Origin of the sequence: Zobellella endophytica, assembly GCF_003012775.1 — a bacterium.
In the GTDB taxonomy this organism is placed as follows: domain Bacteria; phylum Pseudomonadota; class Gammaproteobacteria; order Enterobacterales; family Aeromonadaceae; genus Oceanimonas; species Oceanimonas endophytica.
This window is the reverse complement of record NZ_PXYG01000009.1, coordinates 114,549-136,100: the sequence shown is the minus strand read 5'-3', so window position 1 is coordinate 136,100 and position 21,552 is coordinate 114,549. Positions and strand designations below refer to the sequence as shown.

Sequence of the window (21,552 nt, the reverse complement as noted above, 5' to 3'; positions counted from 1 at the left end):
ACCACTGGTTACCAAAAGATGTTTAATTGGGTATTCTAGCGGTTCTTGACGCTGAGCTTAATCAGTTTCCGAATTTTGCAAAAAGAATGGACTAACTCAATGGCTAAACAACGAAGCGTATGGCTCACCCTGACACTCGCCCTGGCGCTGGCCGCCACCGGCTGCTCCAGCACCAAGAAGGACGATGTGCCGGACGAGCCGCCCGAGGTGCTGTATCAGGATGCCCAGGAACGCTTGCAGGCCGGCAACTACATTCGTGCGGCCGAACTGCTCGAAGCCATGGATTCCCGTTATCCGTTCGGCGCCTATTCGAACCAGGTGCAACTCGATCTTATCTATGCCTACTACAAGCAGGACGATACCGCCCGGGCCCTGGCCAACATCGACCGCTTCATCCGCCTCAACCCCAACCACCCCAGCGTGGACTACGCCCAGTACATGCGCGGCCTGACCAATATGTCGGCCGACTACAACTTCTTCCAGGGATTGCTCAATATCGACCGGGCCGATCGGGATCCGGCCTATGCCCGCCAGGCGTTCGCCGATTTCCGCCAGTTGTTGCGCCAGTATCCGGACAGCGTCTATGCCGCCGATGCCCGGGCCCGGATGATCAGCCTGAAAAACCGGCTCGCCAAGCACGATCTGGCGGTGGCCCAGTACTACATGAAGCGCGGCGCCTGGCTGGCGGCGGCCAACCGGGCCAAGTTCGTGGTGCAGTCCTACCCGGATACCGAGCTGATGAAGCCGGCGCTGGAGATCATGGCCGACGCCTACGACACCCTGGGCCTGAGCGAGATGGCCAACAACGCCAAGGCGGTGCTGCGGGCCAACTTTCCCAACAGCTGAACCGCTCCCCCATGCCGTCACGACAAAGCCCCGCATTCGCGGGGCTTTCAGACTGCTGACAAAGCGTTAAGCTTACCTAAACAGGCAACCCCCATGCCAAAACAGGCGGATAAAGGGAACGGCTCCACCGACCGTCATATGCCAGGGATGGCATGTGCCGAGCGATACCGGGATGTACTTGAAGCGTGTCGGCGGAGTTGGCCCTTTAGCCGACTTATACCAGTGAAACAGACGACTTTGCCATCAAACTGAAAGCCCCGCATTCGCGGGGCTTTTTGCTGGTACCGGGTCGCGACGCCCGGCGAAAGCGCCTTCGGCTCAGAGCTGCTGGCTGCTGAAGTAGGCATCCAGGAATTCATCGAAACCGACGGAGTCGGCCTGCTCGATCTTGCGCTGGCGTGCCAGGGAGCGGATCCCTTCTTCGTCGAAGTAGCCGTCGTCCCAGAACCGGGGCTTGGCGTTTTGCAGCAGATCATGGTAACGCCCGGCCAGCGCCAGGCCGAAGGGCAGCACGTCCTGATCGTCCTGCCGCAACAACGCCAGCACCCGGGCCGACAGGGTCAGGGAAGGATCGCGGATCGCCGCCAGCTGCTGCTGGTGCGCCTCGCCGTAACAACCCCGGCAGCAGCAGGAGTCGAGCAGACTGGCCACCCCGGCCAGCTCGGCAAAGTAACGCTCGCCCAGCGCCTGCAGGGGCAGACTTTCGCCGCCGAGCACTTCCAGCTCCAGGCCGGGCCGGCGCCCCTCCAGCACCACCCTGGTGAAATTGCGCCGGTTGAGGGCGATTTCCTCCTCCGTCAGGGGCGCGGACGGGGTCAACAGACACCACAGCAGGAAGGTATCCAGGAAGCGGATCTGCGACTGATCGATGCCCACCGCCGCGAAGGGATTGACGTCGATGGAGCGCACCTCGATGTACTCCACGCCGCGGGAATCCAGCGCCTGGGACGGCTTCTCGCCACTCTCGGCGGTGCGTTTGGGGCGGATGGGCGCGTACAGTTCGTTTTCGATCTGCAGAACATTGTCGTTCAGCTGGCGGTATTCGCCGTCCACCTTCACCCCGATCCTGGCAAATTCCGCCGCATGGGTGCCGATGGCCCGGCGCAGCGAGGCCACGTATTGATCCAGGCTGTTGAGGGAGATATTCAGCCCCGCCTGGGCGTTGTTGGTATAGCCCAGATCCGACAACCGCAGCGAGGTGGCGTAGGGCAGGTACAGGGTACCCTTGCCGAGGCGCTCGAACGGCAGGTGATGCTCCTTGCCCTTGAGGAAGGAGCCGCACAACGCCGGCGAAGCGCCGAACAGGTAGGGGATCAGCCAGCCGTAGCGGTAGACGTTGCGGATAAGCCCCAGGTAGGCTTCGGACACGAAGGCCTGCAGGCAGCCGCCGTTGCCTTCCAGCTGGTGCCACTCGCTCCAGAAACTGTCGGGCATGGAAAAATTGAAATGCACCCCGGCGATCACCTGCATCCGGCTGCCGTAACGGTGATGCAGCCCCTGGCGATACAGGGTCTTCATCCGGCCGATATTGGAGCTGCCGTACTGGGCCAGGGGAATATGATCGTCTCCCTTCAGCAGGCAGGGCATGCTCAGCGGCCACAGCTGTTCGTTGTCCAGGTGGCGCACCGCATAACGGTGAATATCGGTGAGCTGCGCCAGCAGTATCTCCACCGAATCCGATACCGGGGTAATGAACTCCATCAGCGACTCGGAAAAGTCGGTGGTGATGTTGGCGTGGGTCAGCGCCGAGCCCAGGCTGGCCGGGTGCGGCGTCTGCGCCAGGTGGCCGTCGGCGGTGATGCGCAGGCATTCGCGCTCTATGCCGCGGCGGATGCCCTTGATGGCGGGCAGCCGCTCGGGCGCTTGCAGGGCTTGGATGCGTTCGGCCAGGGAAGGGGTTGTTTTGGTCATTGTTAATCGCTCTGTGACACGGGATTGCCGCAGCAATCCCGTGGGAGGCACCGGCCTCATCATTCCATCGTCAAATCGTGCACCGGAAGATTGAGTTGCGCCAGCGATTTTTCAAGTTTTGCCTTGTCGCCCACCACCACAATCACCATCTCATTCGGATCCAGCCATTCGCCGGCCACCCGGGTCAACGCCTCGCCGTCGATGCTCGACACTATGCGTTGCTGCTGGCTCAGGTAGTCCGGCGACAGCTCCATCATCGCCAGTTGCAGCAGGAAGCCGGCCTTTTGGCTCAGGGTTTCGTATGACAGCGCATCCTGCTGGGAATAGCTGCTGCGCAGATAGGCCAGCTCCTCCGGGACCGGGCCGCCCGCCCTGAAACGCTCGAGCTCCGCCAGTATGTTCTCGATGGCGGGCACGGTGACGTCTCCCCGCACATCGGTAGCCACCACGAACACTCCTGCATTCCGGTTGCCGGTAAAGTAGGAATGGGCGCCATAGGTGAAGCCCTTGTCTTCCCGCAGGTTCTGGTTGATGCGGCTGTTGAAGTTGCCGCCCAGGTTGAAGTTCATCAGGTTGGCATGGAAGAAGGGACCGGTAGCGTCCAGCGGCAGGGCGCGCCGGCCGATGCGCAGCGCCGACTGCAACGAGCCGGGCACGTCGATCACGTAAACGCCGGCGTCGACCGGCTGGGGCACCACCGTCACCTCGGGCACCTCCGGCGCCTCGCCCGGCCAGCGGGTCAGGAAGGCGAACGCCTGCTTCGCCTGCTCCGCGCCCAGATCACCCGCCACTATCACGTGGCCGTTGGCCGGATGGTAATAACGGCGGTAATACTGGCGTACCTGCTCCAGGGTGAGCCGGCTCAACTGCCCCGGCTCCCCTTCATCCGGCAGCCCCATGCGGGTTTCACCGTACATCAGCTTGCGAAAGCCATGCTGGGCCAGCCAGGAGGGTTGGTGCCGGCTCTGGGCCATGGATTCCAGCAACCGGGACCGGACCTGTTCAAAGTCCGCCTCGCGCAGGCCCGGGCTGAACAACAGCTCCTCCACCAGCGCCAGGGTCTGCGGCAGGGTATCGGTCAGGCTGGTGATCTCGATCAGGTTGGTATAAAAGCCGGGGCGTACATTGATGCTGGCCCCCAGCCGTTCCAGCGCCTCGCTGAAGGCACCCGAACTCAGCCTTTCGGTGCCCTGGTTCATCATGGCTGCGGTCAGTGCGGCCAGCCCGAGCTCGCCTTCGCCCTCGGCGCGCTGGCCGCCGGGCAGGGCCAGGATCACCGACACCGCCGGGATCTCGCTGTTCACCGTGCCCAGCAGTTGGATATTGTCCCCCAGGGTTTCGCGCCACAGGGGCGGTACCGTCACCAGCACCGGCTCGGCCGCTTCCGGCATCCGGCTGCGATCGAAGCTGTCCACCACCTCGCGCAGGGGCAGCTCGTCGATATGCTCCCGCTCGGGCAGGACCCGCGCCGGCGTCAGGTAATCCGGCTCGGCCACCTGCCAGCCGATCTTGCCCTTGGGCACCACGCTCAGTACCGCCTTGGGCTGGTCCTGCACGTACCGGTGGTAGACGGCGGTCACGTCCTCCGGGGTGGTTTCCGCCAGCTGGCGCCAGGCGTTGATCACGTAGAGCGGGTCGTCCTTCAGCACCTGCCCCAGCGCCAGCTGCCGGGCCTTGCCCTCGGCGCTGTCGAGCCCGAGGATCAGCTCGGCCCGCAGCTGGGTCACGGCCTTGTGCACGTCATCGGCGTTGATGCCGCGCTCGGCGATGGCCGAGACGATACCATCGATCTCCTGCTGCAGCGGGGCCAGGCTGCCGCCGTTGGAGGGATTGCTGTAAGCCCAGATGCTGAGGGTGCAGGCCAGCTCGGCACAGTAGTGGCTGGCGCCGGCGCTGACCGCCTTGCCGGTTTCCACCAGTTGCTGATACAGCAGGGAGCTCTTGCCGCCGCCGAGCACGCTGGCCAGCACGTCCAGCGCCGCTTCGTCCCGGTGGCCCAGGTGGACGGTGGGATAGGAGCTGTACAGCATCGGCATGCGGATGCGGCTATCCACCAGGGTCTGGTGGCGATCCCGCTCGAGCCGGGCCGGCCTGGGTTCGGCCTGGGGCACCTTGGGGCCGGCGGGAATGGGGCCGAAGTACTGCTCCACCCAGGCCAGGGCCTGCTCGGTGTCGAAGTCGCCGGAGATCACCAGGGTGGCGTTGTTGGGGCCGTACCAGCGTAAAAAGAACGCCTTGAGATCGTTGACGTCGACCCGGTCCAGATCCTCCACATAGCCGATGGGCTGCCAGCTGTAGGGATGATCCCGCGGGTAGAGCAGTTCGCCCATACGCTCACCCACCAGGCCGTAGGGCTGGTTGTCGATGCGCTGGGCGCGCTCGTTTTTGACGGTGTCGCGCTGGATTTCAAACTTGCGCTGGCTGACCGCCTCGAGCAGGAAGCCCATGCGATCCGCCTCCAGCCACAGCACCTTCTCCAGGTGGTTGGCGGGCACCGTCTGATAGTAATTGGTCCTGTCCTGGTTGGTGGTCCCGTTCATGGTGCCGCCGGCTTCGTTGATCAGGCGAAAGTGCTCCTGATCCCCTACATGCTTGGAGCCCTGGAACATCATGTGTTCGAAGAAATGGGCAAACCCGCTCTGATCCACCTCTTCCCGGGCCGCCCCTACATGGTAGGTGACTTCCACATGCACCAGGGGATCGGATTTGTCCGGATTCAGTATCAGGGTCAGTCCGTTGTCCAGCCGGTACATCCGGTAAGGGATCACCAGCTCATCCTGCCCCTTGTCGACTTCGTCCACCAGTACGGGGGCGGCAGGTGCCAGCAAGGGAAACAACAACAATAACAGGGACCAATACTTCATGGTTTTTCCTTAAATGAACGACAACAGCGGCTCATCCACGCAGCAACACCTTGCCACGGGTGTGCCCGGTTTCAATCTGGCGGTGCGCCGCCGGCCCCTCGGCCAGGGCGAACACCCGGGTCACCTCGACCCGCAACCGGCCCTCGGCCACCATCTGGCTCAGGCGCTGCAGCTGATCGTTGTCGATGCGCCTGAGCATGCCGGTCGCCTTGAGACCGAGGGTTACGGCCGCGGCGATCACCTGCTCGGCGGTAATGGTGGGCACGGTGACCACCCGACCACCAGGCTTCACATGAGACAGAAGCGAGGAGCCGGAAGTTCCCCCAACCAGGTCGAAGAACAGATCCACCGGCGCCATGGCCGCCATCTGCGCCTCGTCCTTGTAATCCAGCACCTCGTCGGCCCCGAGCTGGCGCAGGAAATCGTGGTTGTCCACCGAGCCCAGCGCCACCACCGTCGCCCCCAGCCCCCTGGCCAGCTGCACCGCCAGGTGCCCCACCCCGCCGGCGGCGGCGGAGATCAGCACCCGCTCACCGGCCTTGAGCCCGCCGTGATCGGTCAGCCCCTGCCAGGCGGTGGCACCGGCCAGCGGCAGGCCGGCGGCCATGTCGTCCGGCACTCCGTCCGGCACCGGCAGCAGCGTATCGGCATCGACCACCAGCTCTTCGCCGTAGCCGCCGCCGCCCACCGAGCCAAACACCCGATCACCGGGCTGGAAGCGGCCGGCCCCGGGGGTGGTTTCAAGCACGGTTCCCATCAGCTCGAAGCCGGGGGACCAAGGCAGTTTGTCCTTGATGGCCTGCGCCCCCCAGCCGAGGCCGGCCCGGGTTTTGGCATCGATGGGGTTGACCCCGGCGTAGTGCATTCTGACCCGGATCTGCCCGTCTTGCAGGACCGGCGCCTGGGTCTCGACCAGCACCAGCTGATCCGCATCGCCGAACGCCTTGATGACCAATTGCTGCATCTTTTCACTCCTTGACTCTTATGGATGATGACCGGGCAACATAGCACGGCTCCCGGCCGGTGCCGAATACAAGGTTTCAACTGGCCCTGAATGATAAATTGGCTGGTCTATGCTCTATTGATACAGTGCACAGATGGATTGCCACCATATCAAGCGAGACATTATCCACCAAAAGGCCTTTGCTATGACCCGATTGTTTCTGTTACCCCTGATCCCGGCGCTGATCTGGTATGTATTTTTGCTCTATAACCGCATTCCCATCAGGAGGGGGGCCAAGGTGTTCTACTGGATTATCGGCCTGGGCTGGGGGCTGGCGGCCTTCCTCAGCCTGATGATGTTCTTGACCCGTTGACATAAAGCCTTAAGCCAGAAACTGGAAGAAACACCATAAAGCATGCAGATACCGTATAGGGTCTGCAACTTATCGCTCCCGAGAACCTGTGCTCAATACATCAATGCCAAAGAAAGCCTCGGCACACGGCAAACCACCCGGGCTGCTTCAAGCTTCCCGCTTCAGGCTTCAAGCATCCAGCTGCTGTTCACCAGTAATTCTCCATCAGGATCTGGCCGGGCCGGCGCCGCAGGTGTTTTTCCAGCCCCCTGGCCTTGAGCTCATGGATGGTGTCACGCACCATTTGCGGGTTGCCGCACAGCATCACCCGGCTGTGCTCCGGCGTCAGCGTCACCCCTACCCTCGCCTCCAGGCTGCCGTCGGCGATGGCATGGGTAATGCGCCCGGGCTCGGCATCGGCGGCGGCTTCGCGGGAGACAAAGGGCACATAGTGGAAACCGGGCCTGTCCCTGGTCAACGCCCGGATCTGCTGGCGATAGCCCAGCTCGTCGGCGAAGCGCACCCCGTGCACCAGCACGATACGCTCGAATTGTTCCCAGCAGCTCGCCTCCGCCAGTATCGACACAAAAGGCCCCACCCCGGTACCGGTGGCGATCAGCCACAGATCCCGCCCCGGGGGCACCTCGTCCAGGGTGAGAAAGCCGGCGGCGGTGCGCTGCACCAGCAGCTCGTCGCCGATCGCCAGATCGGCCAGGTAAGGGGTCAGCTGGCCCTCGGGAATGGTGACCAGGTAAAACTCGGGATCCTGCCCCGGTGCATTGGCGTAGGAATAGGCCCGGGCCACCTTCTTGTCCTCGGTATTCAGCGCCAGCTTGGTGAACTGTCCGGCCTTGAAGGGGGCTACTTCGGCGTCCACTATCAGAGAAAACACATCCGCCGACCATTGCCTGCGGGCCTTGACCCGACCTGTGATCCAGTCTGCCATCTGCCGTTCTCCGTTGGGGTTTTCCCCACTTTAGCCTTATTGCAGGCAATAAAAAACCCGCGACAAGCGCGGGTTTTTTCAAGCAGCAGCCTGACTTAGGCAGCAACCACCTGGAGCTTCACGGTGGCCTTGACGTCGGCGTGCAGTTGCACACCCACTTCATACTCGCCTACGTTGCGCAGCACGCCGTCGTACAGGCGAACTTCGCTCTTGGCCACGGCCACACCGGCAGCGGTGATGGCGTCGGCCACATCGCGGGCACCGATGGAACCGAACAGTTTGCCTTCGTCACCGGATTTGGACGCGATAACCACGTTTTCCAGCGCGGACAGCTGGTCGGCGCGGGCCTGGGCGGCAGCCAGCTGCTCGGCCAGTTTGCCTTCCAGCTCGGCGCGGCGGGCTTCGAACGCCGCTACGTTGTCCTTGGTGGCCAGAACGGCCTTGCCCTGGGGCAGCAGGAAGTTACGAGCATAACCGGACTTGACGGTGACCTGGTCGCCCAGGCCGCCCAGTTTGGCGATTTTATCAAGCAGAATAACTTGCATTATTACCTTTCCTCTTTAAGGGAACGAGTTAGGCCGCTGCTTACTTGTGCAGATCGGTGTAAGGCAGCAGGGCCAGGTAACGAGCGCGTTTGATCGCACGTGCCAGCTGACGCTGATACTTGGCGCGGGTACCGGTGATGCGGCTCGGTACGATTTTACCGGACTCGGTGATGTAGTTCTTCAGGGTAGCGATGTCTTTGTAATCGATCTCGGTAACACCGTCAGCGGTGAAACGGCAGAACTTACGACGACGGAAATAACGTGCCATGATTCTCTTCCTCTACTAAAACGTGGATTACTCGGCAGCAGCTTCTGCGCGAGCGTCGTCACGACGGGGCTGACGCTCTTCTTTGGCCTTGGCCATTTCAGAAGGCTCGGTCACCGCCTGCTTGGTGCGCATGATCATGTTGCGCAGCACGGCATCGTTGAAGCGGAAGTTGGTTTCCAGCTCGTCGATCACAGCCTGGTCGGCTTCCACGTTCATCAGAACGTAGTGGGCCTTGTGCAGTTTGTTGATCGGGTAAGCCAGCTGACGGCGGCCCCAGTCTTCCAGGCGGTGAACCTGGCCACCGGAAGTGGTGATGGCGCCGGTGTAGCGCTCGATCATGCCGGGAACCTGTTCACTCTGGTCGGGGTGAACCATAAATACGATTTCGTAATGACGCATGGATTGCTCCTTACGGGTTATAGCCTCTGCGCGGGCTCAGTCACACCAGCGGAGGCAAGGAACGTATGGTTTAATGACTGATTTTAAGGCCGCGTAGTGTAAGGGATAACCGGGCTGGCGGCAAGCGGTTAAATTCGGGGACTGGGGACTGGGGACTGGGGACTGGGGACTGGGGACTGGGGACTGGGGACTGGGGACTGGGTATTTTACCAATCCCTAATCCCCAATCCCGCTGTTGTCAGCGCAGCCGCCGCTGCAGGCCGATGGCGATGATCACGATGGCCGCGCCCAGGTAGACGTTCCAGGCAGGAAACTCGGCAAACAGCACCATGCCCATCAGGGTGACGAAGATCAGCCCCGAATATTCGCTGGCGGCAATCTTGCTGGCATCGGCCATGGCGTAGGCCAGCACGCAGACCCCCTGGTAGATGATGCCGACCAGGGTGGCGCCGAACAGCAGCCACCACACCTCGGCCGCGACCGGCTGCCAGCCCGGCAGCGCTAGGGCCAGGCTGACCGGAATGGCCAGCGCCTGGGTCAGGAACAGGGTGGCCAGCACCGACCGGCCCCGGGGCAGGCGGCGCACCAGCACATTGCTGGCGGCCATGGCGAAGGCGGTGAGCAGCGCCAGCCAGCCGGCCCAGTGCCACTCGGCCGGGTTGAGCACCACCAGTATGCCGCCGAAACCGAGCAGGCTGACGACGTAGGCCGGCAAGCGGACCTGCTCCTTGCTCAGCAGGGCGGCCAGCGGCAGCGTCATCAGCGGGGCGGCGTAGAACACCGCGTTGGCGGTGGCGAGCGGCAGATGGATCAGGCTGACGAAGACGCAGACCGAGCCCATCAGCAACAGGTGCCCGCGCAGCAGGTGGACCTTCCACTGGCCCAGGCCTTTGCGCTCCCGGGGCAACCGCCACCAGAACGGCAGCAACAGCGCCGAAGTGAGCATGAAGCGCAGCGCCACATACTGGTACGGGCTCACCTCGCTCTGGCCGAGCAGTTTCACCAGCACATCGCCGAAGGAGATCATCAGGTTGCCGAGCACCAGCAGCAAGATGGCCAACAGCTGGCTGTCGGCGGCCATGCGGGAGGTTATGCGTTGCACGACCACTCCATCTGCTGGTGGGGAATACCGTCTTCCAGGTATTCGGGTCCCAGGGGGACGAAGCCCAGGGAAGCGTAGAAGTCCCGCACATAGGTCTGGGCACCGAGCTTGAGCGGACATCCGGGCCAGTATTCACCCGCTGCCGCCATGGCCCGCCGCATCAGCTGGCGGGCCAGCCCCTGTCCCCTCGCCTGCGGGGCCACCGCCACCCGGCCAATCCAGACCTCGCCGGGCGCCTGCGCCCCCGGCCCGAGGATACGTGCCGTGGCCAGCAGTTGCCCGCCCCGCCACAGGTTGAGATGGCGCGCTTGCGGATGCAGATCCACGCCATCCGGATCCTGGTAGGCGCAGTCCTGCTCCACCACGAAGATCTCGCAGCGCAGCGCCAGCATGTGGTAGAGCTGGACGGTACTTAGCTCATCGAAGCCGGCCAGTTGCCAGTGAGTACGGGTGATCATGTCTCGTGTATTTCCATACGTTCTTGTTACCAGGGAAAGAGATCCGCCCGGCGCCATCACCCCAGGAGCGGAAGGACGAGCGCGGGCGAATACACCGACCAGCATATCGGAGCCCGACCACACAAGCATTAACCTTTGTTAAGACGACGTTTGATCCGGCTCAGGCTGATGGGACTGATCCCCAGGTAGGCGGCAATCTGATGGTCGGGTAATCGCCGGACCAGGTCGGCATTGCGCCGTTGAAAGAGCAGGTAACGGGCCTCCGGGCCCTGGGTCAGCAACAGGAATTCTTTCTCTTCCTTGAACCTGAGCTGGGTCTCCAGCAATCGGAGATAAACCAACTGCCAGGCGGGATCCTTGGCGGCGAACGACAGCAGTCTTTTCAGGGAAAACACATAGAGCGAGCAGGACTCCTGCGCTTCCAGGCAATAGGGCGTGGGCGTCCCGCTCAGGTGGCTGTGGTAGCTAAAAAAGGCGTCCCCCTGCCAGAAAAACTCCTTGATATAGTGGCGCCCTTCCTCGCTGACGAAAACCGTCTTGAGCAGGCCCGCCCGCACCAGGATCACCTCGTCGGGGCAACTGCCCGGCCTCCAGAGCTGTGCCCTGGGGGCCAGCTCAAGTGGGACGGCCTCCCCCGCCAGCCGCTGCCACTGCGGCACCGTCAGTTGCCACAGCTCCCGCCAATGCTCCAGGGGAAGGCTCATGACCCGCGCTGGCGCACCATTTCAAACAGGCAGATGCCGGTGGCCACCGACACATTGAGGCTGGACACCGAGCCCGCCATGGGGATGCTCACCAGTTCGTCGCAATGTTCCCGGGTCAGCCGGCGCATGCCCTTGCCCTCGGCCCCCATCACCAGCGCCAGGGCGCCGGTCAGTCTGGCCTGGTACAGGCTGTGATCCGCCTCGCCGGCGGTCCCCACCACCCAGATACCCTTGTCCTGCAGGTTGCGCAGGGTACGAGCCAGGTTGGTCACCTGAAACAGCGGCACCACCTCGGCGGCGCCGCAGGCCACCTTGCGCGCCACCGGCGTCAGGCCGGCGGATTTGTCCTTCGGTACTATGACGCCGTGCACCCCGGCGGCATCGGCGGTGCGCAGGCAGGCGCCCAGGTTATGCGGATCGGTAACACCGTCCAGCACCAGTAGCAGCGGATTGGGCTGGCTGCCGAGCAAGGCGTCCAGATCCGCTTCGTTCAGGGTCGGCAGCCCTTTGATCCGGGCCACGACCCCCTGGTGCTGGTTGCCCTCGGCCTTGGCGTCCAGGGTGTGACGGCCGGCAAACTGCACCTTGACGCCCACCGCCTGCAAGCGTGCCTGCAAGGCCTGCAGGCGGGCGTCGTCCCGCCCTTTCAGCAGCCAGACTTCCAATATATTTTCGGGGTGGGATTCGAGGATGGCATCCAGCGCGTGGATGCCGAAAATCAGTTCGGTGCTCATGTCAGTTCTCGGAATGTGGAATGGGGGAGCGGGGACGGGATAAGTTTCCCCTCCCCGGCCCCTGACTCGGTCAGCGGCGTTTTCTGCCACCTTTGCCCGGCTTGGGCTCGCCCTTGTCGCCGCTCTTGGGCTTGGCCCGTTGCCGTGACTTCAGGTTCTTCGCGCCCTTGCCGGTCTTGGCACCGGCCGGCAGCGCTTCTTCCACCGTTTCGAAGTCGATCTTGCGCTCGTCCAGGTTGACCGCCATCACCTTGACCCTGATCTTGTCCCCCAGGCGGTAACGGCGACGGAAGGTTTCGCCGATCAGCAGCTGGCGCGCCGGGTCGAACTGGTAGTAATCGTTCTGCAGGCTGGAGATATGTACCAGGCCGTCGATATGGATTTCATCCAGCCGCACGAAGAAGCCGAAGCCGGTCACGTTGGCGATGGTACCGCCGAACTCGCTGCCCACGTGATCGAGCATGTATTCGCACTTGAGCCAGTCGGCCACGTCGCGGGTGGCGTCATCGGCACGGCGCTCGGTCACGGAGCAGTGCTCGCCCATGGGGGCGACTTCGTCGTACTGATAGTTGATGCCACCGGTCGGAGTCCATTTGCCGCCGGGGTTGCCCTGCTCTTTGGCCAACTGGTATTTGATGGCCCGGTGCAGCACCAGATCCGGATAGCGGCGGATGGGCGAGGTGAAGTGGGCATAGGACTTCAGCGCCAGGCCGAAGTGGCCCATGTTGTCCGCCTGGTACACCGCCTGCTTCATGGAGCGCAACAGCATGGTCTGGATCAGTTCAGCATCCGGCCGTTCCTTGATCTGCTCCGCCAGCAGGGCATAGTCCGCAGGCTGCGGCTCCAGACCGCCTTTCAGCTCCAGCCCCAGTTCACCGAGGAAGCTGCGAAAGCCGGTGAGCTTTTCTTCGCTCGGCTTGTCGTGCACCCGGAACAGGGCATGGGCTTCCTGCTTCTCGATAAAGCGGGCGGCGGCCACGTTGGCCTGGATCATGCATTCTTCGATGATCTTGTGGGCGTCGTTGCGCACCAGCGGTACGATACGCTCGATCTTGCGCTGGGGGTTGAACACGAAGCGGGTTTCTTCGCTTTCGAACTCCACCGCGCCACGCTGATGACGCGCCTCTTTCATCACCTGATAGAGCCGGTTCAGTTCTTCCAGGTGCGGTACCAGCGGGGCATAACGCTCGCGCAGGGTCTCGTCCCCTTCCAGGATGGCGGCCACCTTGGTGTAGGTGAGACGGGCGTGGGAATTCATCACCGCCTCGTAGAATTTGAAGCCGGACTGCTTGCCGGTGGCCGAGATGGTGATTTCCGCCACCATACACAACCTATCCACCTGGGGGTTGAGCGAGCAGAGGCCGTTGGACAGCACCTCCGGCAGCATGGGGATCACCTGCTCGGGGAAGTACACCGAGTTGCCGCGCTGATAGCCTTCGCTATCCAGCGCCGTGCCCGGGCGAACGTAGTAGGACACGTCGGCGATGGCCACCCACAGCCGCCAGCCGCCGGACCGCTTGGGCTGGCAGTAGACGGCGTCGTCGAAGTCGCGGGCGTCTTCACCGTCGATGGTCACCAGCGGCAGCTCGCGCAGATCCTTGCGGCCTTTCTTGGCTTCTTCCGGCACCTGTTCGGTCAGTTTGACGATTTCCTGCTTGACCTCTTCCGGCCACACATGGGGAATGCCGTGGGTGCGCAGGGCGATTTCGATCTCCATGCCCGGATCCATGGTCTCGCCCAGCACCTCGATGACCTTGCCGATGCCGGTCATCCGCCGGGTGGGCCGCTGGGTGATGGAGATCACCACCACCTGGCCCATGCGCGCGCCCATGGTCTCGCCCTGGGGAATGAGGATGTCCTGGGCGATGCGGCTGTCGTCCGGCACCACGTAGCTGACGCCGTTTTCCACGAAGTAGCGGCCCACCACCTCCAGCTCGCGGGACTTGAGGATGCGCACCACCCGGGCCTCGCGCCGGCCCTTGGCGTCGAACCGCAGGGGCTGCACCAGCACGTAGTCGCCGTGCATCAGCGCATCCATTTCGCGCTGGGCCAGGAACAGATCGTCGCCGCCGTCTTCCGGACGCAGGAAGCCGAAGCCTTCCCGGTGGCCGATGACATAGCCCTTGATCAGGTTGAGCTTGTCGGGCAGGGCGTAACATTTGTTGCGGGTGAACACCAGCTGGCCGTCCCGCTCCATGGCGCGCAGCCGGCGGCGCAGGGCCTCGGCCTGCTCCTCGCCTGCCAGCGCCAGATCGGCAAACAGTTCGTCGCGGGTGACCGGAGTTTGCCGCTCTTTGATGTGCTCGAGGATATATTCCCGGCTGGGAATGGGGTTTTCGTATTTTTCGGCTTCCCTCTGGAGGAAAGGATCTTGCTGTTCAGACATAGAAGTGGTCCATTTGAGCACTGTAATAAGGGAAGTATATCAACAGAGAAAGAATAAAGAGTGACAAAACACCCGGTTAAGCCAGTGCTTGCTTGAACCGGGCGTTTTGTCCCCAGGGGAGGCCGGGGGATTACAGGGTTTTCAGCATCTCTTCCGGCAGCTTGAGCGCCTGGTTGCTGTTGACGCCGATGCCCCGTTCGATGATGTTGCGGGCGATGGCCTTGGCCTCGTCCAGCGAGTGCATCGCATAGGTGCCGCACTGGTACTCATTAAGCTCCGGAATTTGCGACTGGCTTTCCACCCCGAGCACATCTTCCATCGCCGCCTTCCAGGCATCGGCCACCCGTTGCTCGTCCGGCGCGCCCACCAGGCTCATATAAAAACCGGTACGGCAGCCCATGGGAGAAATATCGATAATCTCGACTCCGTTGCCATTCAGGTGGTTGCGCATAAAGCCCGCGAACAGGTGCTCCAAGGTATGGATGCCCTTCTCGGACAGGATTTCCTTGTTCGGCAGGCAGAAACGCAGATCGAATACGGTAATGGTGTCGTTGTGGGGGGTGGCCATGGTCTTGGCGACCCGCACCGCCGGGGCTCCCATACGGGTATGATCGACGGTAAAACTGTCCAGCAGTGGCATCTTCTGTTCCTCGACTGATGATTCTATCGGTAATTGTGGCAAAAAAGCCGGGCAGTTAAAACCGGGGATTCGGGCTCCGTCGCTGCCAGTCTCTACGACCAGTCCCGAGTCCCCAGTCACCCATCCCAGCCTTTTTACACCGCCTCTTCGTTCTGTTCGCCGGTACGGATGCGGATCACCCGGCCCACATCGAACACGAAGATCTTGCCGTCGCCGATCTTGCCGGTACGGGCGGTGTTTTCTATCGCCTCGATGCAGGATTCCACCAGATCGTCCTGCACCACCAGTTCCAGTTTCACCTTGGGCAGAAAATCCACCATGTATTCGGCACCGCGATACAGCTCGGTATGCCCCTTCTGGCGGCCGAAACCTTTCACTTCCGAGACCGTCATGCCGGTGATGCCGCGCTCGGCCAGGGCTTCACGCACGTCGTCCAGCTTAAAGGGTTTGATGATGGCTTCAATCTTCTTCATGGTGGCTCCTTACCAATTCACTTTGCCGAACCCGGAGGTGATGGGGTAACGACGGTCCTTGCCGAAGTTGCGCGGCGTGATGCGCGGCCCCACCGCCCCCTGGCGGCGTTTGTATTCGTTGATATCCACCAGCTTGATCACCCGGCGCACGTCGGCTTCGTCGAAGCCTTCAGCCAGCAGATCGGCCAGGGACTTGTCGTGCTCCACATAGGCTTCAAGGATGGCGTCCAGCACATCATACGGGGGCAGGCTGTCCTGGTCGAGCTGATCCGGCGCCAGTTCGGCGGAAGGCGGGCGGTCGATGACCCGCTGGGGGATCACGTAGCCCAGGGTGTTGCGGTATTCGGACAGCTCGAACACCAGGGTTTTGGGCACGTCCTTGATCGGGGCGAAGCCGCCGACCATGTCGCCGTAGAGGGTGCAGTAGCCCACCGCCACCTCGCTCTTGTTGCCGGTGGTCAGCACCAGTCGGCGGCGTTTGTTGGAAATGGCCATCAGCAGCACGCCCCGGGCACGGGCCTGCAGGTTTTCTTCGGTGGTGTCGCGCTCGGTGCCCTCGAACAGCGGTGCCAGCTGGCCCATAAAGGCATCGAACATCGGTTCGATGGACACGATGTTGAACTCCACGCCCAGGTGGCGGGCCTCCTCTTCCGCGTCTTCCACGCTCATGGAAGCGGTGTAGCGGAACGGCATCATTACCGCCTGCACCCGCTCGGCGCCCAGGGCGTCGACCGCGATGGCCAGGGTCAGGGCCGAATCGATACCGCCGGACAGCCCCAGCACGGCGCCGCCGAAGCCGTTCTTGTTGACGTAGTCGCGGGTGGCCAGCACCAGCGCCTGATAGACCTCGGCCAGCGGCTCCAGCGGCGGCTGGATATCCCCCCGGCGTGGCGCCCCTTTCTCGATCTGCACCAGGGCCAGCTGCTCGCCGAAGGCGGCCAGGTTCTGGGTCAGTTCACCGGCGGCGTTGAACACCTTGGAGCGGCCGTCGAACACCAGCTCGTCCTGGCCGCCCACCAGGTTCAGGTACAGCAGCGGCAGCTGGTTTTCGCGGCTGCGCTGGGCCAGCAGGCTTTCCCGGATCCAGGACTTGCCCCTGTGGTAGGGCGAGGCATTGAGGCTGAGCAACAGTTCGGCCCCCGCCGTTTTCGCTTCCGCCGCCGGGGCCGCCTCCCAGACGTCTTCGCAGATCAGCAGGCCCAGCCGGTGGCCCTTGAACTCGATCACGCAGGACTGGCTGCCGGCACTGAAGTAGCGTTTTTCATCGAAAACGCCGTAGTTGGGCAGCAACTGCTTGAAATAGCGCCCTTCCAGCCGGCCCTGGTAGAAGAAGGAAGCAGCGTTATACAGCCTGCCCCCTTCGCGCCAGGGGTGGCCCACCACCAGGGCGGTATGGGTGCTGGCGGCGGCCAGCCGGTTCAGGGCGGCGTCGACCCGCTGGTAGAGATCGTCACGGAACAGCAGGTCTTCCGGCGGATAGCCAGTGACCGCCAGCTCGGGATAGAGCACCAGATCGGCGCCCTGCTCCGCCGCCTGCCCGGCGGCGGCCAGCATGGCGTCGGTATTGGCTTCGATGGCACCCACGGTGAGGTTCAGCTGCGCCAGTGCCAGGGTAAGGTGTTGGGACATGATGGGCCTGTGTACACATAGAGGATTACCGGCATGATAAAAAAAAGGCGCCGGGGTTACCAGCGCCGCTTGTTCCGCCGGCTTACGGCTGACAGCTATAGGTCACGAAGTTGGTGATGTTATTGTTGATCTGCATCACGCAGGGAATATCGGTGTTGTTGTTGACTTGGGTCGTAGTTAAATTAACGCTCGACGGATTGAAGACAAAATCACTGCTGGGCTGATTATTAGTAAAAGTAATAGTAACCGCCTGGCCGGCAGTAACGGTGCATTCATAGAAGGCGGTGGCCGGATCCGAATCCTTGCGAATGGTGCAGCTGCCGTTACCGTCGGGAGTAGCGACCGTATTGTTGAAGTCCTGGGACTTGCACGCCACCGGGGTGGTGCCGTTACCCTGCACGGTCAAGCATTCAATTTTCCCGCTGATAAAGGTGGTAAGGGCCGAGCCGCTGCTCACCGACAGGGTCAGGCTGGTTTCAAAGAGGGTGCCGGCGTCGAACGGTGAGATCGGATCCTGGCCGGTCAACCCGCTGTTGTAGCGGGTCATGGTGGCAAATACCCTGGGCTGGGCTGCCGCGGAGGCCGATTCCTGCAGGGTAGTGACATAGCCGCGACTGTAGGTGCCGAAAAAGTTATTGTCGGGGTCCACTATGGTTTCCACCGGTTCATTGGTCACTTCAAGATAGTCATCGTCGCCGTCTTCTACCCGCCAGTTTGCCAGCAGGGTCGTGTTCACCTCGTTGAATGACACCTTGGTCAGCCAGTTGTCATCGCTGAAATCGATGGCATCAAGCAGGCTCTGGGGCATAAGGTCCACGTATATCGCCCTCGCCGCCAGTTGATAGGAAGCGATAAACAGCTCGGTCAGGCTCTCGAAATCTGCAGTATCACCATTAGCGCTCAACCAGACCTGGAAGCTGTCCGGCTGATAGGTGGTGCTGGGCAGGCCGCTCTTCTGAATGGTGACATATTCCTGCACTACGTCCTCTATGTATTGCTGATAGAGCTGCACATTATCGGCATCGGTCAGGTAGGATGGGGGGAAAATATTCAGGGCTATCAGGTTCCAGTCCGGCATTACCCGGAAAAAACCATCGATCCGCAGCATCCGGCAGGACTCCAGATATTCCTGCCCGGCGGAAGCCGGCGAGATGGCATTGATGTAGTGCCCGTGCCCCTGGTTAAACTGGTTGAAGTTGTCTTCGAACAAGGAGCTGGAGCCGACATCGAAATGGTCGTTACAGCACACAGTGCAGTCCGGGTTGTCGCTGTCGCCCCATTCCTTCTCTTCGGAAAGTCCCTCGAACCAGTAGACTCCATTAGGCAGCGAATAGGGCCGGGCCGGTCGCCGGGTTGACTGCAATCCATTCTGATAATCGCAAGAGCAGTACACGGTTCTGGTGTCGCTCTGAATAAGACGGTTATTACTGCCGTCATAAATAATGGAGTCAAAACTCACCACCACGTCATCATCATTATTTTGTACATCGGGTGCCGGCTTGGTGGTTTCCTGCTTGATACCGGTATCCGGATCGGTCACCACCGCCACAATATCGGGAATGGAACCGGGGGTGTATTGTACCTGAGGACCAGTTCCCCCACCGGGACTAGCACCATCCCCGATATTGCCAAAGGGCCCTTCCGTGACCAGCAAGTTGGGAGTAACCCTTGATGATAGAGATACAGTCTGAACATCAGAATCGATACTCCAAGACACCTCGACTTCAACTTCCTTCTCCAACAAGGAACCAACCGAGGAAATGTCCCAAGTGATATCATAGTCCATATTATTAATGGTTCTCTGCTCATTTCCCGATGCTGGAAGACTATTGAATGCTGAAATTGATCCGGTATTTCTCACCTCATCAACCTTACTTTCGGCCAACCTTAGTGCAACTTCCCGATAGCCACCATCCCTAGTATATTCCAAGTATACCTTATGCAGCTGAAGCAAAACTCCTGCTGTACCAGCCACCAGTAAAAAGGAAATAAAAACTTCGACCAACCCGAATCCCGACTGCCTTCTCATAATCCCTCCTAATTCCAGTCTTTCCAGCTACCGGGAATCGTTCTGATAGTCAAAGTGGAGGAGCCTCCACCGCCTCCACCAGAAGCATCACAGTCAGAGAAGGCACAAATAACCTGGCTGTCGTAAACAACATCAAAGGTGCCATTCAGGTTATCCCCACCATGGTTAGTAGCTATAGCACCAAATACCTGAGCGCCGCCATTAAGGCTGATATTGTATACAGCTGCATCACCAAGATTGGAATCAAATGAAAATACCAACCCGTAAAATTTATCTCCGCCATTAGCTTTGAGATTGGCATCTTTAACAAGAATGATGGCCGGTGCAGTGGGAGAACTGCCTACATCTTTAAGATCACATTCCCCCCCACCATCTACAATAAAGAAGCCTGGCGGAATGACATCGCTGCAGTTGGCTACTATTCCCGTTGCCATAGCCTCTATCTTGTCCCATTCGTCGGCAGAATAGCCAAACATATACTCCAGCATATCGGTGGGGAAATCAGGATCGTTATCGACCACATCACTATCAAAAAGCACTGTGCCGCCCTGCTTTTCGCTGATGGTAGCATTGCAGTTGCCGGAGTCAGGGTCATAATCCCCCAAATGGCAGGTCTGCATACTGCCCGATCCAGTAATATCATCTCCTGACCATACGGAAACAGCTACACCAGGTCCTCCCCCATTTGGATTCGCCACTACGGTCATGTTACCACTGATGCCGGTTGTAGCCCCGCCGACCAGCAAAGGAGCAGATGGCCCAGAGCCCGCTCCTGGATTTAAAATATTCCTCTCCGCCACCTGTGTTGTTACGCTGACCACAGACTCATTCAGTGCGGCAGTCGATATAATATCAACCACATTGGACACTGTAGATCCTATCGTCATTGCCACGCTGTAGGTCGCGACCCCCTGGGAGGTCGTGACAGAGCCACTGACCGCCGGAGTGGTCACATCCACATTAAGGGCGGCGATGGCATCGGCAATGCCCTGCTCGGCGGCGGCAAAGGCCATCCGGTATTCGATTTCGTTCGAGGTAATCCGTCGGTCAGAAATCAACACCTTGCCGATAAAAGCCGATACCGCCGCCAAAATGGCAACGAGCACCAGGGTAACGGTCAGGGTAGTAAAACCTTTATTATCAGTACCCATCATTTCTTATCCTTACACTTCGCTCCAGGCTCATGGACAGGTTGTTTTTCTGGGCATTGGAAGCCGTCATCCTGATATTCAGTGCTCTTGCACCGGTCGGGTTACTACCCGACACCACTTCAAACTCCAGATTATCCACGAGCACTTCGGCGTCAGAAATCAGCAGGTCACCGGATGCGCAATCTGATGCAGTTAGCGCAGAGCTCACCGGGGCCGAGTATGATGTATCAACGCTCAACCTCTTGTTAACGGAGTCATAACCGTATATCCGCACCAGTGAGCTGGCCCCGGAAGGCGTATCGTTGTCCCAATACTTCACTCTGATACAAGTAGAGCTAGCCCCCGATGCAGGTGCCGGATACAGATCATTGCTGGTGGAAAACATGTATAGCGCGGCGGTGGATGAAGCCAGGGATACGCCATTGGCGATATCTTCGGCAGCGCTGGGATGATGTCCTGCCCGCTGGATATCCCGGGCGATGATATCGGTCACCGCCTGTATATCCTGGTTAAGACGGGACAGCATCAGGGTAGTGTTACCAGAAACTATAACGGTGCTAAATAAAGAGATAGCACCGGCTACTACCACCAGGCCGGCTATCAGCGACACCAGCATCTCCACCAGGCTCATGCCCTTCTGGCCATGAAGGCTCAACATCCCGGCACTCCTATCAGGTCGTCATCCGAACAGGTCCTGATGATGCTGTTATTCCAGGTCATCACTTTCATTTCCTGACTACCATTCGACAAGGTCACGTTTCCAGACGTGAGCGTATTTCGCCTGGGTCGAAACGTCAGCAGATTGCCACCATAACTGGAGGTCAGTACCACAGCGGGAAAGTTCTGGGCATTGGTCGTTTCAAGGATATCACCGGAACAATCTGCCGAATCCCGCAACTGATAGCTCCAGCCAACGGTTCCCGAGCCGGTGAAACAAACGGTGATGGGAGCATTGCGCTTGATCGCCTCGCTCCTTGCCAGCTGCAGATCCGAATAGATGGCCATGCCGGCGCTACGCACCGTGTACTGCTGGCGCAGGGTCTGAAAGCTGGGCACGGCAATAACCAGCAGCACCGCCATAACGGCAATGCTGACCAGTAGCTCGACCAAGGTAAGACCCACCTGAACCTTTATCATCTGCTTCCTCCATGAAGACAGAGATGAGCTGCTAC

Annotated in this window: 21 protein-coding genes; 2 read left to right on the top strand and 19 right to left on the bottom strand. The window is 60.8% G+C overall.

Annotation, left to right across the window (positions count from 1 at the left end; genetic code table 11):
• Window positions 1–99 precede the first annotated feature (99 nt).
• Complete coding sequence (locus C7H85_RS17125) at window positions 100–846, top strand: outer membrane protein assembly factor BamD (protein WP_106730918.1); 747 nt, start codon at window positions 100–102, stop codon at window positions 844–846.
• 318 nt (window positions 847–1,164) lie between these two features.
• Here the strand turns inward: C7H85_RS17125 and gshA are convergent, their stop codons facing one another.
• From gshA to C7H85_RS17110, 3 genes are read right to left on the bottom strand one after another with little or no spacing between them, the layout of a single operon-like run.
• On the bottom strand, window positions 1,165–2,757 hold the full coding sequence (gene gshA, locus C7H85_RS17120; protein WP_106730917.1) for a glutamate--cysteine ligase: 1,593 nt from the start codon (window positions 2,755–2,757) through the stop codon (window positions 1,165–1,167).
• A 59-nt stretch (window positions 2,758–2,816) separates the two neighbouring features.
• Window positions 2,817–5,621, bottom strand: a complete 2,805-nt coding sequence (locus C7H85_RS17115; protein ID WP_106730916.1) for a M16 family metallopeptidase — start codon at window positions 5,619–5,621, stop codon at window positions 2,817–2,819.
• A 31-nt stretch (window positions 5,622–5,652) separates the two neighbouring features.
• Window positions 5,653–6,585, bottom strand: coding sequence for an NADP-dependent oxidoreductase (locus C7H85_RS17110; protein WP_106730915.1), 933 nt, complete (start codon window positions 6,583–6,585; stop codon window positions 5,653–5,655).
• 184 nt (window positions 6,586–6,769) lie between these two features.
• On the opposite strand from C7H85_RS17110, the gene C7H85_RS19755 reads away from it, so the two are divergent.
• Window positions 6,770–6,937 carry a hypothetical protein gene (locus tag C7H85_RS19755; protein WP_158260115.1) on the top strand — a complete coding sequence of 56 codons (168 nt, stop codon included), beginning with the start codon at window positions 6,770–6,772 and terminating at the stop codon, window positions 6,935–6,937.
• A gap of 187 nt (window positions 6,938–7,124) precedes the next feature.
• Here the strand turns inward: C7H85_RS19755 and C7H85_RS17100 are convergent, their stop codons facing one another.
• From C7H85_RS17100 to C7H85_RS17025, 16 genes are all read right to left on the bottom strand, one after another.
• Window positions 7,125–7,862 (bottom strand): ferredoxin--NADP reductase, encoded by a 738-nt coding sequence (locus C7H85_RS17100; RefSeq protein WP_106730913.1) that lies wholly within the window; start codon window positions 7,860–7,862, stop codon window positions 7,125–7,127.
• A 95-nt stretch (window positions 7,863–7,957) separates the two neighbouring features.
• Window positions 7,958–8,407, bottom strand: a complete 450-nt coding sequence (gene rplI, locus C7H85_RS17095; RefSeq protein WP_106730912.1) for a 50S ribosomal protein L9 — start codon at window positions 8,405–8,407, stop codon at window positions 7,958–7,960.
• 40 nt (window positions 8,408–8,447) lie between these two features.
• Window positions 8,448–8,675 carry a 30S ribosomal protein S18 gene (gene rpsR, locus C7H85_RS17090; RefSeq protein ID WP_014291460.1) on the bottom strand — a complete coding sequence of 76 codons (228 nt, stop codon included), beginning with the start codon at window positions 8,673–8,675 and terminating at the stop codon, window positions 8,448–8,450.
• Between the two features lie 27 nt (window positions 8,676–8,702).
• Window positions 8,703–9,074 (bottom strand): 30S ribosomal protein S6, encoded by a 372-nt coding sequence (gene rpsF / locus C7H85_RS17085; protein ID WP_106730911.1) that lies wholly within the window; start codon window positions 9,072–9,074, stop codon window positions 8,703–8,705.
• 238 nt (window positions 9,075–9,312) lie between these two features.
• On the bottom strand, window positions 9,313–10,176 hold the full coding sequence (locus C7H85_RS17080; protein WP_106730910.1) for a DMT family transporter: 864 nt from the start codon (window positions 10,174–10,176) through the stop codon (window positions 9,313–9,315).
• Window positions 10,164–10,634, bottom strand: a complete 471-nt coding sequence (locus tag C7H85_RS17075; protein WP_106730909.1) for a GNAT family N-acetyltransferase — start codon at window positions 10,632–10,634, stop codon at window positions 10,164–10,166. The genes C7H85_RS17080 and C7H85_RS17075 overlap by 13 nt, the downstream gene beginning before the upstream one ends.
• Window positions 10,635–10,762: 128 nt before the next feature.
• Complete coding sequence (locus C7H85_RS17070) at window positions 10,763–11,338, bottom strand: Crp/Fnr family transcriptional regulator (protein ID WP_106730908.1); 576 nt, start codon at window positions 11,336–11,338, stop codon at window positions 10,763–10,765.
• Window positions 11,335–12,072: a 23S rRNA (guanosine(2251)-2'-O)-methyltransferase RlmB gene (rlmB, locus tag C7H85_RS17065; protein WP_106730907.1), complete on the bottom strand. Its 738-nt coding sequence runs from the start codon at window positions 12,070–12,072 to the stop codon at window positions 11,335–11,337. The genes C7H85_RS17070 and rlmB overlap by 4 nt, the downstream gene beginning before the upstream one ends.
• Before the next feature lie 70 nt (window positions 12,073–12,142).
• Window positions 12,143–14,458 carry a ribonuclease R gene (gene rnr / locus C7H85_RS17060; protein ID WP_106730906.1) on the bottom strand — a complete coding sequence of 772 codons (2,316 nt, stop codon included), beginning with the start codon at window positions 14,456–14,458 and terminating at the stop codon, window positions 12,143–12,145.
• A gap of 130 nt (window positions 14,459–14,588) precedes the next feature.
• Window positions 14,589–15,098 carry an S-ribosylhomocysteine lyase gene (gene luxS, locus C7H85_RS17055; protein WP_106730905.1) on the bottom strand — a complete coding sequence of 170 codons (510 nt, stop codon included), beginning with the start codon at window positions 15,096–15,098 and terminating at the stop codon, window positions 14,589–14,591.
• Window positions 15,099–15,232: 134 nt separating this feature from the next.
• Complete coding sequence (gene glnB / locus C7H85_RS17050; RefSeq protein ID WP_106730904.1) at window positions 15,233–15,571, bottom strand: nitrogen regulatory protein P-II; 339 nt, start codon at window positions 15,569–15,571, stop codon at window positions 15,233–15,235.
• 9 nt (window positions 15,572–15,580) lie between these two features.
• The gene (locus tag C7H85_RS17045) at window positions 15,581–17,200 is read right to left on the bottom strand and encodes an NAD+ synthase (RefSeq protein WP_106730903.1); all 1,620 of its coding nucleotides are present in this window, start codon (window positions 17,198–17,200) and stop codon (window positions 15,581–15,583) included.
• An 82-nt stretch (window positions 17,201–17,282) separates the two neighbouring features.
• Complete coding sequence (locus C7H85_RS17040; protein WP_146140476.1) at window positions 17,283–19,229, bottom strand: type IV pilus modification PilV family protein; 1,947 nt, start codon at window positions 19,227–19,229, stop codon at window positions 17,283–17,285.
• An 8-nt stretch (window positions 19,230–19,237) separates the two neighbouring features.
• A complete protein-coding gene (locus C7H85_RS17035; protein ID WP_106730901.1) occupies window positions 19,238–20,383 on the bottom strand; it encodes a PilX N-terminal domain-containing pilus assembly protein in 1,146 nt (381 codons plus the stop codon).
• The gene (locus tag C7H85_RS17030) at window positions 20,370–21,038 is read right to left on the bottom strand and encodes a PilW family protein (protein ID WP_106730900.1); all 669 of its coding nucleotides are present in this window, start codon (window positions 21,036–21,038) and stop codon (window positions 20,370–20,372) included. The genes C7H85_RS17035 and C7H85_RS17030 overlap by 14 nt, the downstream gene beginning before the upstream one ends.
• Window positions 21,032–21,517, bottom strand: a complete 486-nt coding sequence (locus C7H85_RS17025; RefSeq protein WP_106730899.1) for a GspH/FimT family pseudopilin — start codon at window positions 21,515–21,517, stop codon at window positions 21,032–21,034. The genes C7H85_RS17030 and C7H85_RS17025 overlap by 7 nt, the downstream gene beginning before the upstream one ends.
• Between the last annotated feature and the right edge of the window lie 35 nt (window positions 21,518–21,552).